This window comes from Melaminivora alkalimesophila, assembly GCF_000282995.1.
Classification (GTDB): Bacteria; Pseudomonadota; Gammaproteobacteria; order Burkholderiales; family Burkholderiaceae_C; genus Melaminivora; species Melaminivora alkalimesophila.
Genome location: NZ_ALEE01000620.1, coordinates 1 through 240, shown reverse-complemented (window position 1 = coordinate 240; position 240 = coordinate 1). Strand labels below are relative to the sequence as shown.

The following is a 240-nucleotide window of genomic DNA, read 5'->3' as shown; positions in this document are numbered from 1 at the left end:
CCGGGGCGGCCGCCGCCGGGCCCCGCGATGCCGGTCACGGCCACGCTCGCCTGCGCGCGCGAATGGGCCAGTGCGCCTTCGGCCATGGCGCGGGCCACCGGCTCGCTGACGGCGCCGTGCCGCGCGATGAGAGCGGCAGGAACGCCCAGCAGTTCGGACTTGGCCTCGTTGGAATAGCTGACGAAGCCGCGCTCGAACCATTGGCTGGAGCCCGGCAGCTCCGTGCAGGCGGCGGCGATC

The 240-nt window shown here is 75.0% G+C and carries 1 protein-coding gene; it reads right to left on the bottom strand.

Going from position 1 to position 240, the window contains the following annotated elements; genetic code table 11:
• Nucleotides 1-240, bottom strand: a 240-nt coding sequence (locus A612_RS12170) for a CinA family protein (RefSeq protein WP_019374747.1), incomplete at both ends; no start/stop codon positions are given.